Origin of the sequence: Gillisia lutea, from assembly GCF_021568705.1 — a bacterium.
Classification (GTDB): Bacteria; Bacteroidota; Bacteroidia; order Flavobacteriales; family Flavobacteriaceae; genus Gillisia; species Gillisia lutea.
The window spans coordinates 79,255-98,886 of sequence record NZ_JAKGTH010000011.1 but is presented as its reverse complement, the minus strand read 5'-3'; the positions used below and the strand labels follow the sequence as shown (position 1 = coordinate 98,886).

Genomic DNA, 19,632 nt, shown 5'->3' with positions numbered 1-19,632 from the left:
ATTAAAATTCATCGGTTACGCACCCCTGGGATGCCGATGAAACCGTTCTTGCATATTTATAAAGCACCCCTTTTTCAAACTTTAAAGCAGGGGCATTCCAATTTCTTCTTCTATCTTCAACTTCCTGATCGCTGAGAGCTACATTTATTGTATTAGTTTCTGCATTAATTGTAATTTCATCTCCGTCTTTTAAAAAAGCTATCAAACCACCTTCCTGCGCTTCAGGAGTAATATGGCCCACTACGAAACCGTGAGTTCCCCCAGAAAATCTACCATCGGTAATAAGAGCTACATCTTTACCGAGCTTTGCTCCCATAATGGCCGCTGTAGGTTTTAGCATTTCAGGCATACCTGGCCCTCCTTTTGGACCTTCAAACCTAATTACCACTACGTCACCCTTTTTTACTTTACCACTGGAAATACCATCATTTGCTTCATATTCACTATTGAACACCTTAGCTCTTCCTGTGAACATTAAGCCTTCCTTTCCGGTAATTTTTGCTACTGAACCCTGTTCAGCCAGATTTCCATATAGAATTCTTATATGCCCCGATTTTTTAATGGGATCACTTAACGGATGAATAACATCTTGTCCTTCCTCCAGATTTGGAACATCCTTTAGATTCTCGGCTAAGGTTTTCCCGGTAACTGTAAGGCAATCCCCATGTAACATCCCTTCTTTCAACATATATTTTAGAACTGCAGGAATGCCTCCAATTCTATGAACATCTTCCATTAAGTATTTTCCACTAGGCTTTAAATCGGCTAAAAATGGAGTACTCTCACATATCTCTTCAAAATCGGCCATAGTAAATTCTACCTCTGCAGCTTTTGCAATCGCTAGAAAATGAAGTACTGCGTTGGTAGAACCTCCAAGTACCGTTAGTAAGCGAATTGCATTTTCAAGCGACTTTTTGGTTACGATATCCCTTGGTTTAATATCTTTTTCTATTAATAATCGCACTGCTTTTCCTGCAGCAATACTTTCATCTTTCTTCGCATCACTTATAGCCGGATTAGATGAATTATACGGTAGAGCCATTCCTAGAGCTTCGATAGTGGAGGCCATGGTGTTGGCCGTATACATTCCGCCACATGCCCCTGCTCCCGGGCAGGCTTTTTCAATAACCTGATCATAATCCTCATCGCTAATATCTCCGGCAACCCTCGCTCCCCATGCTTCAAAAGCTGATACTACATCCAATTTTTCACCCTTATGGCATCCTGAAGCAATTGTACCCCCATATACTAAAATGGCGGGGCGATTAATTCGTAACATCGCCATTAAAGCGCCAGGCATATTTTTATCACACCCTACTACTGTTATAAGCGCATCATAAGACATAGCATGAATAACAGTTTCAATAGAATCTGCAATAAGATCTCTAGAGGGTAAGGAATATCTCATTCCCGGCGTTCCCATTGAAATACCATCGCTAACTCCAATAGTATTAAAGATTAAACCAACTAATTCATTAGAATTACTTCCTTCTTTGACCAGTTTAGCTAAGTCATTTAAATGCATATTACAAGGGTTGCCTTCATAACCTGTGCTTGCAATTCCTACAAATGGCTTCTTAAAATCTTCTTTGGTTAATCCTATAGCATGCAGCATTGCCTGAGCTGCGGGATTTGAATCGTTTTGAGTTAAAATCTGACTATATTTATTCTCCATATTTGTTTTTCAGTCTAAATATTGATTAAAATTAGTTTCTTAAGAATATCACTGAGAAAATGGCCGTGAGAGAAAATTAATTTCAATAAAGGTTTTTAAAATATAAAACATTGATTATCAATAAAATAAAACACAATTCTTTACGATAGCTGAAATTTTTAAAAAGTAAAACATCTATATCTCGAATAAAGCAGTGTTCGTACACCTTTTAAGTACCGAATTATTCCATTTTAGGATATTCCGAAATTATATTCTGTTCGATTTTTAATATCCCTTTTATGGGAAGCTTTTTTGAGAATATCGTAAAAATCAGCTTTTTTAAAAATCCATGTTTCAATTGGATTTAATGAAGATGATAATGTATCTTAACCTTATAAGATTAGAAGACAACCTAACAAAACATGGAATACGATATCCCGGAAATTTTAAGATCTCAAAAAAGCTTTTTTAACCAAGGCCACACCCTTGATGTGGGAAAGAGAATTGAAAAATTAAAATTATTAAAACAGGTTATAGAAAAAAGGGAAACAGCTATTTGTGATGCGCTATACAAGGATTTCAAGAAACCTACATTTGAAAGTGTACTCACTGAAACTTCTTTTATTCTTCTGGAGCTAAAAAGTATTTTAAAAAGTCTTAAAACCTGGACTAAACCGCAAAAGGTAACAAGCAGCTTCCTTAATTTTCCCTCTTCCGATTATATTTACTCAGAGCCTTATGGCAACTGTTTGATAATAGCTCCCTGGAATTACCCATTTCAATTAGCTATATCCCCTATTATTGGAGCAATTGCAGCAGGAAATACCGTAATATTAAAACCCAGCGAACTTTCTTCTAACACTTCTCAAGTTTTATCGGAAATTTTGAAGGAAGTATTTGAACCAGCATGGGTACAGGTAATTCTAGGAGGAGTCTCCATTTCCGAAAAGCTGTTAGCACAGAAATGGGACTATATTTTCTTTACAGGGAGCGTGGGAGTTGGTAAAATTGTAGCCAAGGCAGCGGCTCCTCATTTAACTCCGACTACATTGGAATTAGGAGGAAAAAATCCTTGTATAATTCATAGTTCAGCTAAAATTGGACTCGCAGCTAAGAGAATTGTATGGGGAAAATATATTAATGCAGGTCAAACCTGTATTGCTCCAGATTATATTTTGGTAGATGCCTCCATTAAAACTCCTCTTATTGAAGCACTAAAAAAAGAGATTACAGCAGCCTACGGAACAGATCCACGATCTTCCTCTGATTACGCACGGATTATAAATGATAAAAATTTTCAGCGTTTGGAAGATTTGATTAAGAATGAGACTTGCATCGCTGGCGGAACAACAGATGTGCTTGATCGCTATATAGCTCCCACGATTATTGATGAACCAACTCGGGAAAGTAAAATCATGGAAGATGAGATATTCGGACCTTTATTACCTGTGATCTCGTACACTTCAGAAACTGAGATTGAGACCATTATTAATTCTTATGAAAAACCCCTCGCTTTGTATATATTCAGTGAAAAAAAAGCTTTTACTGAAAAAATATTGAAAAAATTCAGCTTTGGCGGAGGAGCCATAAATGATGTAGTCGTACAGGTTGCTAATAAGAATTTACCCTTTGGAGGCGTGGGGAACAGTGGAATGGGAGCATATCATCACAAATATAGCTTCGATATCTTTTCTCACAAGAAAAGCATTTGTCGGCGCGCAACCTGGTTGGACGTACCTTTAAGATACGCCCCCTATAAGAATAAGTTGCCTCTTATTAAAAAGTTGCTAAGCTAATTGTAATTATTTTTTACGCTTAAGAGAATATAAATCTTTACGTCTATCTTTCATATTACGAACACTTCCAAAGTTATGTAGTTCCTTTAGCAAGTCCAGATCTACATCAACTAAAAGCGTGCTTTCGGTATTAGGTGTTGCTTCTGCTTTAATTCCGTTTACAGGAAAAGCAAAATCTGAAGGTGTAAAAACAGCACTTTGAGAATATTGAATATCCATGTTATTAACCTTTGGTAAATTTCCCACTGATCCGGCTACTGCAACATAGCATTCATTTTCTACTGCTCTCGCCTGAGCACATATTTTCACTCTGGAATATCCATTCTGGGTGTCTGTCATAAAAGGAACAAAAAGAATATTCATTCCTTCTTCGGCCAATAGTCGAGGTAGTTCCGGGAATTCTACATCATAGCAAATCAATACTCCAATCTTGCCGCAATCGGTGTCAAAAGTTTGTAAACTGTTACCGCCTTTCATCCCCCAGGCCGATTCTTCAGCAGGAGTAATGTGCAGCTTTTCATAACGCTCTACACTACCGTCTCTTCGGCATAAAAATCCGACGTTATACATATGTTCACCCACCGCCTGTGGCATACTTCCCGTAATGATATTGATATTGTAGGTAATGGCGAAATTTCGGAAAGTCTCCAATAATCTATCGGTATAAGAAGACAAGCCACGAATTGCCTCAGCTTCGTTCAAATGATTGAACTGCGCCATTAATGGAGCGTTGAAAAGTTCGGGAAATAAGATAAAATCACTTTGATAATCGCTCACCGCATCTACAAAGAATTCGATTTGAGAAACAAGCGCATCGTAATCCTTAAAAAGACGCATTTGCCACTGTACCAACCCTAACCGAACGACCTTTTTCTTAGTATCGATCAATTTTTCCGGTTTGGTATAATAGATATTATTCCACTCCATAAGAGTAGCAAACTCCTTGCTTTCATGATCGCCGGGCAAATACCCCTTGATCACTTTTTTAACGTGAAAATCATTAGAAAGCTGAAAAGAAAGCACAGGATCGTGAATCTCTTTAAGCTTTACTTTTTCAATATATTTTTTGGGAGTCAACTCTTGAGCGTAAGGTCCGTAATTAGGAATCCTGCCTCCAAAGATGATGGCTTTCAAATTTAGCTGCTCACAGAGTTCCTTACGAGCTTCATAAAGTCTTCTACCCAATCGCATTCCCCTATATTCGGGATGAATAAAGACATCTATTCCATAGAGAACATTTCCATTCTTATTGTGAGTGGAGAAATTTTCTCCTCCCACGATATCGGTATACTTATGATCGTCGTCAATCTTATCATAATCTACGATGATAGAAAGCGCACAACCCGCTATCTTTCCATCTATAATGATACAAAACTGTCCATCAGGAAATTTATTTACGAGTGTTTTTATATCGGCCTTGCTCCAGTAAGCATTTTCCATGCTGGAATACACCTCTATCATGGAAAGCTTTAACTCTTCATAATCTTTAACGCGTAGGTTTCGTAATTCTATTGTAGCTGAATCTAACACAATTCTTTGAGTTTATTGAATGCGAAGATACTCAGGAAATCAATCACTTTAAAAAAATAATACTGATTTAGCAGGAAGCGATAAACTGAAGATAAAAATGACGGTATCAATAAAATCAAGGTATTATAGAACTACAGTCCTATATATCTACCATCTGATTTTTGATTGCAAAAAGAACCAGTCCTACCCTACTCTTTACTTCCAGTTTATGGAAGATACTTTCTCTGTATCCGTCTATGGTTTTAGGGCTTAAATTCATTTCATTTGCAACCTCTTTATATGTAAGCTCAGAACAGGCATGCTGCAGGAATTCCATCTCCCGTTTAGTAAGAGATTCCACCTCTCTTTGTTCGTGTTCATTATTTAAAGCTTCGGAAACTTCAGAATTAAAATAATATCCACTATTCACCACCGCATTCAAGGCCTTAGAAAATTCGTTGGGATCTATATCTTTAAGTAAATAGCCTCGACAACCCAAACGAATCATTTTCAGAATTATATGCTCATCGTGCTCCATACTAAGGGCTAACACCGGTTGGTCAGGCTCGCTTTCCTTTAACCAGGCCATGGTTTCCATACCATTTAACACCGGCATTCTAATATCCAGCAAGATGACGTCTGGTTTTGTTTTACCAGACTGAAGGTAATCTACAAGTTCTTGTCCGTTCTTCATCACTGCCAAAACTGAAAAATCTTCAAAGGAATTTACCAGGCCTTGAAGTGATTGGGCAAATAATATATGATCATCAACTATAATGATGGTTTTACTCATTTTGATGGGTCTTGATTGGATAACGTAAAGATACAGAAGTTCCCTTACCAATGGAAGAATTTAGATTAAAGTCGGCATTAATAAGTTTGGCCCGACTGGACATATTGAACATCCCAGAGCTTTTTTCTACTTCTTCAGGATTAAAGCCCAGCCCATCATCTGCAGCAGAAATGTGAAGCCGGTCCTCTGTAATGTTGAATTCAACTTTTAAATTTCCTGCTTTTGAATGTTTTATAACATTCGAAAAGAACTCTTGAAGTATCCTGAAGAGTATTATTTCGTCTTCCTGCGGAATTTCTAGACTATCCTTTAAGGGAACAAAGGAGGTATTCAAAATATTTAAACGTTCAAATCTTGCGAGTTCACTTTTTACGGAAGCTTCCAAACCAGCATATTCAACCACTTCATTATTTAAAGATTTTGAAAGTGCTCTAACCTCTTGTAATGAACTAGACACAACCTCTTGCACATCTTTGATGTTACTTTGTAAAGCTTCATCTACTGAGCTAGTGAGCATATTTAACTGCATATTTGCTACTGATAATAATTGACCAATATTATCGTGAAGTTCCCAGCTTACATTTTTTAATGTTTGTTCCTGGATCTCTAATTTTGATTGCACCAATTCACGCTGAAATCTCTTTTCTGCTTCCATTTTCTCATAGAGCAGTTTATTCTTACGTTTCTGAAAAGTGACAAAAAACACAATTGCAAAAGCCGTCAATAATAAAATGACCACTATAAAATATACAATTAATAAGATCTCTTCTTTTGCGAGCATATCAAGAATCCAATTATAAAACAAGTATACATAAATACATTGGCTATTACTAATAACGGCTTCCATAAAGCTACAAATTCCGGGTTACTGCTCTCAATGAAAAACCGACTATATATTTTTAAAGGAGTAAGAACAATTTGAAAAAATAAAACCCCAATAGCTATATAAAAAGTAAGAGAAGATTTGAATTTTAAAATCGCCTCACTTTTAAGCATTTCACAAAAGTAGAATCCAACACTTATTAAAACTAGAATTGTTCCTGCAATTGCTGTGTATGCAGCATAAGCCATGAAATAAGACCCTGAAAAAATTAAATTAAGAATAGTGGAGAGTATAAAAAATAAGGCAAGGTATTTTAAGGTTTTTTTCCAGGACACAGTTTTAATAAAAGAGCGGAAAAAGTAAGCCAACACACTAAATTCTATAATACCTTTAATATTATATAACCAAAAATTACGCTGAAAAACACTATCTTTTAGGAAACTTAACTTCTTGTAATCAGAAAAATAGGCATATGAAGAATATATTCCAACTATCTCTACTACAAAAGTAAGCCACAAAAAATACACTAAATATTTAGTATACTTATTTCGTGGCTTCACCCTAAATAAATAAAAACTTCCAGCCATTGCAGCTAATAATTCCAGTAGCTGTAAAAAAGTGGCGTATTGTAAATATTCCAATACTTATAAATTTCAATTAATATTTGGACGGTGGCCAACCTACAGAGCCATCATTAAATGGATCTATTTCATCGTTGTCCTCGTAATTATCATCATTTCCTTGATCATCATCATCTTCATCACAACTTTCAAACTTTTTCTTCTTAGAGGCGGCGAGAAACACCGTTGCCAGACTTGGCTTTCCATCTTCTTTGGGATATGCCCCAAACCAAATATTTATTCCTGGATCTTTAATATTTTGTTCTGTAGATTTATCTCTAACATAATCCAGATATTCCTGAAGTTCATCTAAAGTATAATGGATCTTACAAGAATCTTCATGCTTTTTACCGTTAGTTGTAACTTCACTTCGAGTTTTCCACCATTCATCTTGAAGTTCTTTAGCCTGTTTAATAGAAATACATTTACTTGGTTTTTTCATAATTAACTGATTAGTTATTAGTTAGTAAATGTTAAATTTAAATTAAAATTTTAAATTATTACGTGTCTCGAGAAGATTTAGATTTTCCACTTTGAGACCTTTCCCATTTAGAACAAACTAAAAAACCAATTATAAAGCAGGAATACATAAATACATTGGAATATCTGAATAAATCAAAGTGAAAATCTACAAAATGCGGATTCTTTAAAGAAAAATAACGATTATAAATATAAATAGGAGTTGTACTTAAATGCCACACAAGAAAGGCAATGGAACTATAAAAGGGAATATTTCGATAGAACAATAAAATTTTATCGCTTTTTAAGATGTCGTAATAATATGCACCAACACATATTAATAAAAGTATACTTCCGGAAATAGTTGTATAAGAAGATATTGCCTTAAAAAAGGCATCCGTCAGAATAAGATTCAGTAAACTACTAATTACAAAGAATCCCATTAGCCCATAGAGTACTCTTCTTGTTTTGGGAGAGCTTAACTGATATATAAAAAGATTAAAAAATATAGAAAATGAAATAATTTTAAACGAATTATACAGCCAGTAATTGTGCTTAAAAACCGAATACTCTATGTAAGGAAAGGTTTTGTATCCTTCAAAATAGCTCCAAGGGGAATACAATGCTATAAGTTCAATAAATATAGTTAACCATAAGCCATAAATAAAGTAAACTATTCCTTTGTTTGTTGATTTACTGACTTTAAGGTAATATGCTCCACTTACCGCTGCCAGAAATTCAAATATATACACTACATAAATCTTATTTTCTATAATATAATCTAACACTTACACCATCTTTTGCAGAACCAAAATTTTCATAATACTCAGTTCTTAATTTTTTGTTAATATAAAAGTAATTATCTAATTACTTTTAATTTTAAAATATAAAAAAAAGGGGATTTTTCCCCTTGTAGAGCATGGAAGTATCTCCTACATTTGACTTGTCATTTTAGTTATCTAAAGTGTTTTGGGGCTAAAAAGTGTCGTTGAGTGTGAAATATTATTAGGTAGGGCTTTTAATATTTCGTTTGCACCAAACGGCACTTTTTTATTTATATAATTATATTAAGGCAATCTATAATCAAGCATCTTAAACCGTATTTTCTCCCTGGCAACCTTTTGAGCTATTGTATTCATTCCATATTCATTTAGCTGCAAAATTCTGGGATAACCTCCTGTAGTTTGGCAATCTTTCATTAAAACCAGTAACCGGCCTCCCGAGGTGAGCTGCACAGTTCCCGGCATAACAGGTCCAGTTATTATTGGCTTTAAGCTGTTACACATTGTTTCTTTAAGCTGGAAGGCCATTCGGTTATTTTTTTCTGATATTTCGTATTCAGTATTCATAATATTTTGCTTCTCTTGAGTATTTAAAAGGTGGTACTCTGGACCGGGATATACCTCTACCTCATTTGAATGAATATATTCTGAAGAAAATTTAAGCGCGGCATTGATATTTCCAAATTTAGTTGAGTTACTATTATAAAAGAGTTTAATGCCCTTTTCCAGCTTAGAATTTTGGGTAAGGCCTTTATACCAACTTTTACTTCCCAGAATTTCTGAAGTTTGAAAACCTCCCAAGATGGAAAGATATGCCCTGCACCCTTTTTTTCTCCTTCCAAAACTCACGATATCTTCTGAATTAATATCATAAGGTTTACAGTTCTCTATATTAACACCATTTAATTTTGGTTCTAGGTATCCTCCACAAATTGCAATTACAGAAGGCTTTGAAAATTTTAATTTTGGCCCCATTTGTGTAATTTCCAAAATTGCTGCAGAAGGAGAATTACCCAAAATGAGATTACACATCGTTGCCGCATAGGTATCCATTACCCCACTAATTGGTACTCCAAATTTCATAAACCCATACCTTCCATTATCCTGAATAGTGGATAATAATCCAGCTTGAATAACCTCAATTTCAGCTTCCATAAAAAAATGTTTTAAGTTGAAATTTTCCGCGCTTTTTCTGCTCTAATATTTCCAAATATTTCGCTTTCGACACAGCATAGAATTTCACTTTATCTCCCGGCATAATTTGACAAGGTGGAACCACTTTTTTATCGAATAAATCTACTGGTGAATTTCCTATTATTTGCCATCCACCAGGACTTGAAATAGGATAAATTCCAGTTTGTTTTTCACCTATACCAACAGCTCCTTTTTTTACTTCTAAGCGAGGTTCATTTTTACGTGATATATATAGCCTTTCATCCAGCCCTCCCAAGTAAGGAAACCCAGGTAAAAACCCTATAAAATAAACTGTATAAACCGGCGTGGTATGAATCGAGATTATCTCCTCTACTGAAAGGTTCTTCGACTTAGAAATGAGCACAAGATCTAACCCAAATTCAGGATCATAACACACAGGAATATTAAAGAGCTTATTATGTAATTTATTAGTTATATTAGCCTCACTAATTAGCGCTTTAAGAGCAAATATTTCACTATAGACATCCTCTATATTGTATATGTAAATAATTAATAATGAATTATATGTGTTAGTTACTTCAACTTTTTCTTTAATATAAAAATTTTCAATTCTATTTTTATGATAAAGAACAATTTTCAATATATCTTCCTTAATATTTTCTTCGAATTCTATTAAAATAGCTCGCTCACTCAAGGGTCGAATATGTGGTAATTCCTGCTTCACCCCTTCTTTATTTTTAGATTATTTTCCTGAAGTTTACACGTTAAATACTGAAGTATTTCCACAGAATTTGGGGTATCACTATGTATACAAAAAGTGCCTGCATAACAATCTATTTCACGCTCGTTTTCGCAGATAATTTTATGCTGATAAATCATGGAATAAACATGTTTAAAAACCTCCTCTTTTTGAGTAATAAGTGCGTGAGATTCCGACCTTGAAACCAGGCTATAATCATCATTATAATTTCGATCTGCAAAGGCTTCAAAAATCATTGGAATCTTGTTTTTCCCACGCTCATAAATCACTGAATTTTGAGGCACAAAAAGTGGTAAATTATCATCAAATTCCAACAAGAAATCAATTAATAAATCGGCGATTTTTTCATCTTTTGCAGCATCGTTATATAAAGCTCCATGAGCCTTAAAATGACTTATTTTAGCTCCTTGAGATTGGACGATATTTTGCAGATTAAAAATTTGATGTTGTAGAGAATCCTTCAAATCTTTTTTTGAAATTTGCAGAGATAGCCTTCCAAAATTCTCCTTGTCAGGATAAGAAGGATGCGCACCTATTTCAACCTTATTCAAATTTGCCAGGCATACGGTTTCGTACATACTTTTACTTGTTCCGGCATGTCCTCCACACGCGATATTACATGCAGATATAAAAGGCATTAGTTGTGCATCAAAATCGCCACCTTCTCCAAGGTCGCAATTTATATGAATATTCATAATTTTAATTTTTAAATAGCGCTAAACACGCTGTAGATGGTTTTAGCACCAAGAAAGATTGTTATTCCAATTATAAGAACTCCCCATATATTTTGCCACAAAGTATTTTTACGTTTTCCCATTACAGAAGTTCTATTTACAATCCAAAATAGGAAAATTGCAACTATAGGCAATAATAAACCATTAGCTATTTGAGCGAATTTTATAATATCGACAGGTTTTAATTTGAGGGTAGACACAAAGACACCTATAAATAAAATACTTGCCCAAACAGTTCTAAATTTTGCAGACTTTAAACCACAGGTCCATCCGAAACATCCTTTTACCACATATGCTGCAGCCAAAGGGGCTGTTACTGCCGAGGTAATTCCGGCAGAGAATAATCCCAAAGCCATAAACCATGTGGCAAATTGTCCATACAACGGTTTCAAGCCTAATGCAAGATCGGCTCCTGTACTTACATTTGTAAGATGGGGAGCAGCACCACAAATAACAATAGACATAGATACTACGCCTCCAAGAACTATAGCTGCGACAAGCTCTTTTCGAGCAAATGTGAGTTCAGAAGCATATTTCCATTTTTCACTCACCAAAGCAGCGTGTAAAAATAGATTATAAGGCACCACCGTAGTTCCTACAAGCCCTATTACTGTAAAAATACCACTGCTGGTAGTTGCGGGAATGAAAATTCCCTTAAGTATTCCTAAAAAATCTGGTTTTGTTATAATTGCTGTTATTAAGAAGGATATACTCATTAACATTACCAGCGTTATAAAAACTCTTTCCAGTAACTTGTAGCTATTTATAGAGAGTAATAAGAATGCAATTCCTCCTATAATTACTGACCATACATTCAAAGAAAACCCTGGAAAATCTATTGATAGCGGCTTTGTAATCGCTGTTATCCCAAGGACTGCTCCTGAGATATTCCCCGCTTCATAAGCTGCATTACCTATTACAATAGCTGAGAGAATAAGCATTATAGCCATTATTCTTAAAGCAGGATGATGTATTTGTTCTCGAATACTTTCGCTTAAGCCTTTTTGTGAGATTATACCCAAACGAGCCGCCATTTCCTGAAGACTTATACATGCTATTATGGAAAGAAGTAACGCCCACAGCAATCCGTATCCAAAGTTCACCCCTGCCACGGTGCAAACGGTTACGGTACCCGGACCAATAAAAGCGGCAGAAATTAAAAATCCCGGACCTATGTTTTTAAGCCAAGACTTCAATTCCTGATCTTTGATTCTTTTAAAGCGTACAAAGCAAAACTTCCCAGCCAATGTCCTCCTTCATATCCATCCCCTACTAAATTGGGAAAAGAATAAGCTACATGCTTGTCTGCAAGCTTTCTTAAATGACCATACTTTTCAGGATATCTGGTTGCTAGTCCATAGAAAACCCATCCTCTACTAAAATTTAATCCATCAAGATGTACTAATTTTCCATCTTTTCTATCGGACACAACACCGGGTGATAAATCGAAATTTATATTTTTTAATTCTGGCATGAAATCCTCCATCCAAAGAGCAAAAGCTGCTTTAGGTAAAGTTTTGCTCATAAGATCTACTTCTTCCAGACATGGAGAAAGAAAATCGAAACCACTAGGCTCCCACGTTAAAGGGCAATTATCATCCTTTAAGTAAAAATCTTTAGCTCTTTTCTCTATTAATACTCTAAAATCATCATTCTTACTTACTATCGCATAGTCATATGCAAAGCTCAAAGCAAATGCAGTATTGGTATGCTCTCCAACCCGTATTGGATAATTCAGCTTAGGCAGAAATTCGGTAAATCTAGCCACAATAAGATTGGTAAGAGGTTTAATATTTTCAGAAAGCTCGGAACCCATATCGGTATCCCAAGTTTCTAATTCTTCAGCTAATTTAAGCAACCATGCCCAGCCATAGGTTCGCTCATAATCTTCATTATGTTCGGTATTGAAGTATGCAATTTCTGCTTGTATATTTTCTTTAGATAATGAAGCCTCCAACTTATCTTTTATTTCCTGTGCATTCTCCAGCTTAGGAAATTGTTTTAAAAGTTTCACAAGAGACCAATGAGCATGAACTGATGAATGCCAGTCAAAACAACCATAAAAAGCCGGATGAAGCGCCTGAGGTGATTTTAAATCCTTTTCACTCCCTAGGGTTTGCCCTAATTTATTAGGATATTCTACGTTTATACACGCAAGAGGCAATTTAGCCAGTTTATTAGCTTCCTGTAAATTAAGCTCTACAGTTTCTGCATCTAGCAATTCATCAAGAGAAATTTCCTTCCCCATGATGCTATCTGAATCGTTTGAAGCCTTGTTTTCAATATCAGTCCGGTTCTCACCTTTACAACCAATTATTAGTAAAATCAGAATTCCAATTATGGGTTTTTTCATGTTAACTGTATTGAATCTATATTCATTGTTATTTACTCAAATGTATTAAAATCTTATGTAAGCATTTCCAAACTTCCCAATTTTTAACCTAACCAACCTTCACGATCCAAACTTCTATATTGAATTGCTTCACTAATATGAGCACCTTGGATGTGTTCACTAGCTTCCAGATCGGCTATAGTTCTTGCGACTTTCAAAATTCTATCATAAGCTCTAGCTGAGAGATTCAAACGCTCCATAGCTATTTTTAATAGGTTTTTTGATGCTTCGTCTAGCTTACAAAACTCCCTAATCTGTTTCACATTCATCTGTGCATTATAATGCACTTTCTCGTTATTTTGAAATCGAGAGGTTTGGAGATGCCGAGCAGCGGTTACACGCGTTCTTATATCTACGCTACTTTCGCCTTTTCTTTCCTCACTTAGTTTATCAAAGGGAACAGGTGTAACTTCAATATGAATATCTATTCTATCCAATAATGGTCCGCTAATTTTACTCAAATAGCGTTGCATTTCTACTGGAGTAGATGAGTGCGGAGAATCCGGATCATTAAAAAACCCACTCGGACTAGGGTTCATACTTGCCACTAGCATAAAACTCGAAGGATATGTAACTGTAAATTTTGCTCGGGAAATAGTCACCTCCCTATCTTCCAAAGGTTGCCTCATTACTTCCAGCACTCCTCTTTTAAATTCTGGCAATTCATCCAGAAAAAGCACTCCATTGTGGGATAGGGAAATCTCTCCCGGTTGCGGGTATGCACCACCACCAACAAGAGCAACATCCGAAATAGTGTGATGTGGACTTCTGAACGGGCGCTGAGACATTAATCCAACATTCTCCTTAATTTTTCCAACTACACTATGAATTTTAGTTGTTTCCAGAGCCTCTCTTAATGTCATGGGAGGCAGAATACTGGGCAGTCGCTTAGCCAGCATTGTCTTCCCTGCACCGGGGGGACCTATAAGAATTATATTATGTCCACCTGCTGCTGCAATTTCCATACATCTCTTGATAGACTCCTGCCCCTTTACATCTGAAAAGTCATGCTCCAGATGCTCTAAGTTATTATAAAACTCCTCTCTGGTATTGATTTCTGTTCGTTCTAAAGGAATATCCTTGTCGAAGAACCGGATAACCTGTTGAATACTACTAACCCCATATACTTCCAAACCAGTAACAATAGCAGCTTCTTTAACATTTTGAATTGGCAGTATAATCCCTTTAAACCCCTCTTCTTTGGCTTTTATAGCAATTGGAAGTGCTCCTTTTATAGGCTGTAAACCTCCATCCAAGGATAGCTCGCCCATAATTATATAGTCAGAAATTTTTGAAGATTTTATTTGCTGAGAAGCTGCAAGAATTCCCAAAGCTAAAGTAAGATCGTAGGCCGATCCTTCTTTTCTGAGATCTGCCGGCGCCATATTTACCGTGATCTTCTTCCCCGGAAATTTATAAGAATTATTTTGTAGTGCAGCAACTATCCTAAAACTGCTTTCTTTAATTGCGTTATCCGGCAGACCAACAAGATGATAGCCAATACCGGATGCCACATTTACCTCTACCGTAATAGTGGTGGCTTCCACCCCAAATACGGCACTCCCGTAAACTTTTACCAGCATTTAATTTGATTTTATTAAATGTAGCAAAATTTTAAAGAGCTAATTATTTATTTAACGTTTAGCACATTTTTTCTGTAGTGCTCCAATAATGCATCTATTGGTCGTCTTATTATATTACCAATTTCAAGGTTATAAGGTTGAGCTACAGCTCTAATGATATCTTCACTAAAGAAAGCTATAGTACCAATAAAATGAATTGGAACGTTTTGCGCTTGTTTAAAAGACAGCACTCTACTATGCATAAATTCTTTCAAGCCTTCATGAACCAACTTATAGAAATATCCATTTCTTTCATTACTGAAAATAAATTCTGCAAACGATGCTAAATAGGTATTGGGATTCTCCTTTTTGTAAAGATTCTTTTTGATCTCATCGCTATTCAAGTTGAAATCTGTTTCAAATTTCTTAGCGATATCTGGTGGCATTCTTTTGTAGTAGTAATCTCTAATTAATCGCTTGCCAAAATAGTTCCCACTCGCTTCATCCATTAAGATATATCCTAAAGACTCTACTGCCATGTGAATTTCTTTGCCATCAAAATAGCAACTATTAGAACCTGTTCCTAAAATACATACAATTCCCGGCTCTGTAGTAGCGGCATATACTGCAGCTACCATATCTTCCTTCACCATAACCTCTGAAGCATTGGTGAAAAAATTAGCAATAATCCCTTCAAGCAATGCTCTTGGGGTTTCGGTACCACATCCTGCACCGTAGAAATGAACTTTTTCTACTTTATCCTTTACGTCTTGTAAATCTGAATTTTCTTCAATTCGCTGTTCCAGCATTAATTCAGGAAAGACAGCGGGATTAAGACCATTTGTTCGAGTTTTAAATATTTGTTCTCCACTCTTATCCAGTAGTATCCAGTCACATTTGGTGGAACCACCATCAGCAATTAATATCATTGTTATTTCTTTAAAGAATATAAAAAACCGGTTTAATCACAAAGTTAGACATGTTACTAAACCGGTCTTTCAACTAAATTTATTTCAAATATACACTATACGGCAGAAATGTGTGCAGCAAGTTCAATTAGCTTAGCAGAATATGCATATTCATTATCGTACCACGCGATTAATTTAAAGAAATTATCGTTTAATGCAATACCTGCTTCCGCATCAAAGTTACAAGTATGTTCATCAGAAACAAAATCTTGAGACACAACCATCTCTTCTGTATAAGATATAACACCTTTATATGCACCTTCGGATGCTTTTTTGAATGCGGCTTTAATTTGTTCCAATGTTGCAGCTTTTTCTGTTCTTACAGTTAAATCTACTACAGAAACATCGGCAGTAGGAACACGAAATGCCATTCCGGTAAGTTTTCCTTTAAGTGCAGGAATTACTTTAGTTACCGCTACTGCAGCACCGGTAGATGCTGGAATAATATTATTTAATGAACTTCTTCCTAATCGGTAATTTTTCTTTGCAGGCGCATCTACAGTAAATTGTGTTGCTGTAGCAGCATGAACAGTTGTCATTAAACCTTCAACAATACCAAATTCGTCATCTACAACCTTTGCAAGTGGAGCAAGACAGTTAGTAGTACAAGATGCATTAGAAACAATTGTATCTTCTGCTGTAACGTCCATATGGTTCACGCCCATTACGAACATAGGAGCATCTGCAGATGGTGCTGAAATTACAACTTTCTTAGCTCCGGCAGTAATATGCTTTCCTGCTGCTTCTTTGCTGGTGAAGATACCTGTACAGTCTACAACAATTTCTACTCCGGCTTCATCCCATTTTAAATCTTCAGGATTTCTCTCGGCAGTAATTCTGATGGTTTTACCATTTACAACTAAATGCCCGTCTTTCACTTCAATGCTTCCATCAAAAGAACCATGAACAGAGTCATATTTTAAAAGGTACGCCAAGTGATCTACGTCTAATAGATCATTGATTGCAACCACATCTACTTTATCATTTTTAACAGCATTTCTAAAGGCTATTCTTCCAATACGACCAAAGCCGTTAATTCCAATTTTTGTACTCATTTTTTAATAATTAATGTTCTTAAATAGAAGTGATGTCTGCCACCCTTCTCAAATTTTTATCAAATTTCGCGCCTCCTTGTATAGCAGTTTTCAAAGGCACTGATACTACTTGTTGATGGTGAATACCAACCATTATATTACTTTCTCCGTTTAGAAGCGCATCTACAGCCCCTACACCAAGCTTACTAGCCAATACTCGGTCGTAACAACTTGGAGAACCTCCTCTTTGGATATGACCTAAAACGGAAACTCTTATTTCGTAATCGTCTAAATTCTCTTCAATAAATTCGGCAAGTTCAAAGATATTCTTTCCACTTTTATCTCCCTCAGCTACCACTATGATACTTGAAGTTTTTCCCGATTTCTTACTTTTCTTAAGTGAATCTATTAAACGATCTACTCCTGTATTTTCCTCCGGAATTAAAATTTCTTCAGCCCCGGCACCAATTCCACTGTTAAGAGCAATATCCCCAGCATCTCTTCCCATTACTTCTACTAAAAACAGTCGGTTATGAGAACTGGCCGTATCCCTAATTTTATCGATCGCTTCTACTACTGTATTCAAGGCGGTATCGTACCCAATTGTATAATCGGTACCTTTAATATCGTTATCTATAGTAGCGGGTATTCCAATAATAGGAAAGTTGAATTCTGAATTAAATATGAGTCCACCGGTAAAGGTTCCGTCTCCACCAATAACAACCAGAGCGTCTAATCCCGATTTCTTAATATGGTCGTAGGCTTTTTGTCGTCCTTCTTTAGTCATGAACTCCTTAGAACGTGCAGATTTCAAGAAAGTTCCACCTCTGCTTATAACATTTTTCACAGAACGCGCATTCAGCTCTTCGATATCTCCTTCTATAAGACCTTGATATCCTCTAAAAATCCCTGCGCATTCTACTCCATGAAAAGCACAACTTCTTACTACCGCTCTAATTGCGGCATTCATTCCCGGAGCATCTCCCCCTGAGGTAAGTACTCCTATTTTATTAATTTTTGCTTGCATTAACGTAAAGCTATTTGATTTGTGGATTAAAACCTAATCGAAACGAATACTCAATCGTTTTCGGTTGATAACTCATAAAAAAAGCCCCATTTCTGAGGCTTTTTTTAACTAATTATGAAAACTATTATCTATTAATCAATATTTTATATTCCCAGGCATTTAATTCCATTTCTTTTCCTGCCTGTAATTCTACTTTTTCAGCACTCATATAATCCTCAAAAGATCCTTCGGCATTAACACTGAATTTTACTGGCTCCTTGCTCATATTCGCAATATAAACCACTTTATTTCCAGCCTTTTCTCTTTCAAAAGCCAAAACCTTTTTACTCGCTGAAGTCTCCAAAGGTTTATAAGCTGCAGCTTCTTTCCCGCCATTCAATGCAGGATTCTCATTTTTCAGTTTTCCTAATTTAACCAATACAGGCCAAACTTTTCCTTTGGTCTTTGGAATACTGTCCTTTTCAAAAAATAACAACCTATGATCCATATCATATTCCTGACCACTATAGATAAGTGGCATTCCCGGTACTGTGAAGCTAAGTGCAAGCATTGCCTCAGAAGCATCTCCCATGCGTTCTTGTACAGTTCCACTCCATGAATTTTCATCGTGATTGGTAATAAAATTCATTAACATATCGTCCTCTTGGTAAACAGAATCGATCTTAGTCATATATTTATTCCAGTCTTCTGCTGTTTCTTCACCCTGCGCGATCTTGTTCATAATGTGGTGACCTTCCCAGTTATATCCCATGTCGAAGGCTTTATGAAATAGATCTTTCTTTTCTGATTCAGCAAGCATAAATATTGGTTTTACTTCTTCGATTTTGGTAACTGCTTGTTCCCAGAATTCTGTAGGTACTTCCCCGGCTACATCACTTCTAAACCCGTCGATATTATGATTCTCTACCCAATATTTCATATCGGCAGTCATAGCTTCCCAAAGTTCTTTATTGTCATAATTTAGATCGGCAGTATCTGTCCAACCCCAAGATTTCCCTGTAGTAGGATCTATAGGATCGATTATTTCACCCTTTTCATTTTGAGTGTAATACTCAGGATGTTCCTTTATCCAGTTATGATCCCAACCCGTATGGTTTGCTACCCAATCCAAGATTACGAACATTCCATTCTCATGTGCAGTGTCTACTAGATTTTGGAAATCCTCTTTCGTCCCAAAATTAGGATTCACATCGGTATAATCGGAAATTGCGTAGTAGCTTCCTAAATACTTTTCCCGTTCCTTTTCATCTTTAATATCAGAAACAAAACCACCCCCGGTAGCTTTCCTATTCTTTACAGAAATTGGATACACAGGCATTAGCCAGATCACCTTTACACCAAGATCCTTCAATTGCGGTATATCTTTGGTAAAGGCATTAAAGGTTCCTTCTGGAGAATACTGACGGATATTGGCTTCGTAGATCACGGCATTCTCCATATTATCTTCCGACATCGGTCCCAGAACTTCCACTTCCTGGACTTCTTCTGTCTTTTCTTCCTGCTTATTTTCTTTACAGGACGCCATAAGGGCTACTGCTGCAAAGGTTAATGCTATTTTATTCAT

The 19,632-nt window shown here is 36.0% G+C and carries 18 protein-coding genes; 1 reads left to right on the top strand and 17 read right to left on the bottom strand.

All coding sequences use genetic code 11. From position 1 onward, the window contains the following. Position 1: 1 nt before the first annotated feature. Positions 2–1,675: a dihydroxy-acid dehydratase gene (gene ilvD, locus L1I30_RS12995; protein WP_236134729.1), complete on the bottom strand. Its 1,674-nt coding sequence runs from the start codon at positions 1,673–1,675 to the stop codon at positions 2–4. Positions 1,676–2,076: 401 nt separating this feature from the next. Here ilvD and L1I30_RS12990 point away from each other — a divergent pair, with 401 nt between their 5' ends. After that, positions 2,077–3,450, top strand: a complete 1,374-nt coding sequence (locus L1I30_RS12990) for an aldehyde dehydrogenase (protein ID WP_236134728.1) — start codon at positions 2,077–2,079, stop codon at positions 3,448–3,450. Positions 3,451–3,456: 6 nt separating this feature from the next. On the opposite strand, the gene L1I30_RS12985 is transcribed toward L1I30_RS12990, so the two are convergent. The 16 genes from L1I30_RS12985 to L1I30_RS12910 form a co-directional block, all read right to left on the bottom strand. Further along, positions 3,457–4,980, bottom strand: coding sequence for a carbon-nitrogen hydrolase family protein (locus tag L1I30_RS12985; RefSeq protein WP_236134727.1), 1,524 nt, complete (start codon positions 4,978–4,980; stop codon positions 3,457–3,459). Between the two features lie 139 nt (positions 4,981–5,119). Then, complete coding sequence (locus L1I30_RS12980; RefSeq protein ID WP_236134726.1) at positions 5,120–5,752, bottom strand: response regulator transcription factor; 633 nt, start codon at positions 5,750–5,752, stop codon at positions 5,120–5,122. Further along, positions 5,745–6,533 (bottom strand): sensor histidine kinase, encoded by a 789-nt coding sequence (locus L1I30_RS12975; RefSeq protein WP_236134725.1) that lies wholly within the window; start codon positions 6,531–6,533, stop codon positions 5,745–5,747. The genes L1I30_RS12980 and L1I30_RS12975 overlap by 8 nt, the downstream gene beginning before the upstream one ends. Beyond that, the gene (locus L1I30_RS12970) at positions 6,506–7,216 is read right to left on the bottom strand and encodes a hypothetical protein (RefSeq protein WP_236134724.1); all 711 of its coding nucleotides are present in this window, start codon (positions 7,214–7,216) and stop codon (positions 6,506–6,508) included. Before L1I30_RS12970 ends, L1I30_RS12975 begins: the two co-directional genes overlap by 28 nt. 16 nt (positions 7,217–7,232) lie before the next feature. Continuing rightward, positions 7,233–7,637, bottom strand: coding sequence for a hypothetical protein (locus L1I30_RS12965; protein WP_236134723.1), 405 nt, complete (start codon positions 7,635–7,637; stop codon positions 7,233–7,235). 58 nt (positions 7,638–7,695) lie between these two features. Continuing rightward, positions 7,696–8,442, bottom strand: coding sequence for a hypothetical protein (locus tag L1I30_RS12960; RefSeq protein ID WP_236134722.1), 747 nt, complete (start codon positions 8,440–8,442; stop codon positions 7,696–7,698). 279 nt (positions 8,443–8,721) lie between these two features. Continuing rightward, positions 8,722–9,591: a 5-oxoprolinase subunit C family protein gene (locus L1I30_RS12955; protein WP_236134721.1), complete on the bottom strand. Its 870-nt coding sequence runs from the start codon at positions 9,589–9,591 to the stop codon at positions 8,722–8,724. Continuing rightward, positions 9,581–10,315, bottom strand: a complete 735-nt coding sequence (gene pxpB, locus L1I30_RS12950) for a 5-oxoprolinase subunit PxpB (protein WP_236134720.1) — start codon at positions 10,313–10,315, stop codon at positions 9,581–9,583. The genes L1I30_RS12955 and pxpB overlap by 11 nt, the downstream gene beginning before the upstream one ends. Beyond that, the gene (pxpA, locus tag L1I30_RS12945; RefSeq protein ID WP_236134719.1) at positions 10,312–11,046 is read right to left on the bottom strand and encodes a 5-oxoprolinase subunit PxpA; all 735 of its coding nucleotides are present in this window, start codon (positions 11,044–11,046) and stop codon (positions 10,312–10,314) included. The genes pxpB and pxpA overlap by 4 nt, the downstream gene beginning before the upstream one ends. An 11-nt stretch (positions 11,047–11,057) precedes the next feature. Beyond that, a complete protein-coding gene (locus tag L1I30_RS12940; RefSeq protein ID WP_236134718.1) occupies positions 11,058–12,281 on the bottom strand; it encodes an Nramp family divalent metal transporter in 1,224 nt (407 codons plus the stop codon). Continuing rightward, positions 12,278–13,438 carry a DUF2891 domain-containing protein gene (locus tag L1I30_RS12935; protein ID WP_236134717.1) on the bottom strand — a complete coding sequence of 387 codons (1,161 nt, stop codon included), beginning with the start codon at positions 13,436–13,438 and terminating at the stop codon, positions 12,278–12,280. Before L1I30_RS12935 ends, L1I30_RS12940 begins: the two co-directional genes overlap by 4 nt. A gap of 83 nt (positions 13,439–13,521) precedes the next feature. After that, entirely contained in the window at positions 13,522–15,060 is a 1,539-nt protein-coding gene (locus L1I30_RS12930; protein ID WP_236134716.1) for a YifB family Mg chelatase-like AAA ATPase, read from the bottom strand. Between the two features lie 47 nt (positions 15,061–15,107). Next, positions 15,108–15,968, bottom strand: a complete 861-nt coding sequence (locus L1I30_RS12925) for a BadF/BadG/BcrA/BcrD ATPase family protein (protein WP_236134715.1) — start codon at positions 15,966–15,968, stop codon at positions 15,108–15,110. A gap of 95 nt (positions 15,969–16,063) precedes the next feature. After that, on the bottom strand, positions 16,064–17,062 hold the full coding sequence (gene gap, locus L1I30_RS12920; RefSeq protein WP_236134714.1) for a type I glyceraldehyde-3-phosphate dehydrogenase: 999 nt from the start codon (positions 17,060–17,062) through the stop codon (positions 16,064–16,066). Between the two features lie 19 nt (positions 17,063–17,081). Further along, complete coding sequence (gene pfkA, locus L1I30_RS12915; RefSeq protein ID WP_236134713.1) at positions 17,082–18,068, bottom strand: 6-phosphofructokinase; 987 nt, start codon at positions 18,066–18,068, stop codon at positions 17,082–17,084. A gap of 124 nt (positions 18,069–18,192) precedes the next feature. Further along, positions 18,193–19,632 carry an alpha-amylase family glycosyl hydrolase gene (locus tag L1I30_RS12910; RefSeq protein WP_236134712.1) on the bottom strand — a complete coding sequence of 480 codons (1,440 nt, stop codon included), beginning with the start codon at positions 19,630–19,632 and terminating at the stop codon, positions 18,193–18,195.